Genomic DNA, 594 nt, shown 5'->3' with positions numbered 1-594 from the left:
GAGTGTGCATTCCTGCGCAGATGGAAGTGTTGCCGGTTTCTAGTGTTCGTGGTGTCCGAACGGCAACACCCTCCACCACCGCACAGGAGCATGACGATGAGCACCACGCGCACCCTCCTCGCCGGAGCCGCCCTGGCCGCCTCCCTGCTGGCCGGCGTGGCCGCGGCCCCCGCCGCCTCCGCCTCCGCCTCCGCCACCACCGCAAGCGCCACGGCCACGGCCACGGTCGCCACGCAGCAGGCCCAGACCTCCAGCAAGCACTTCTTCGGCCCCTACTACTCCGGCTTCGGCCGCGGCGAGGACTTCGGCCACCGCTCCTACTTCAAGGGCTACTGGACCAAGGACAACGGCCGCTACTGGTTCTACGGCGACCTGTTCGACCGTGACCGCGACCGCTCCCCCAGCTACGTGTGGTTCAAGTGGCACGACCGCTTCGGCTTCCACACCAAGGTCTTCAAGACCTTCGGCCACGGCGACATCGACCACTTCGGCGGCTTCAAGAAGAGCAACGGCTTCGACGACTTCAAGATCCGCGTCTGCGAGGGCACCGACAAGTTCGACGACTGCGGCCGCTGGGGCGACGCCTTCTGACCC

1 protein-coding gene is annotated in these 594 nt (G+C 67.0%); it reads left to right on the top strand.

The features are described from left to right. The first annotated feature begins 96 nt into the window (after positions 1 to 96). Positions 97 to 591, top strand: a complete 495-nt coding sequence (locus AC5L38_RS44360) for a hypothetical protein (protein ID WP_495248850.1) — start codon at positions 97 to 99, stop codon at positions 589 to 591. The last annotated feature ends 3 nt before the right edge of the window (positions 592 to 594 follow it).

It is taken from the genome of Streptosporangium nanhuense, assembly GCF_059358815.1.
This window is presented reverse-complemented; position numbering and strand designations above follow the sequence as displayed.

Excerpts from the sequence above, each read along its gene's own strand:
- AC5L38_RS44360 (WP_495248850.1), top strand. The coding sequence starts at position 97 with ATGAGCACCACGCGCACCCTCCTCGCCGGAGCCGCCCTGGCCGCCTCC.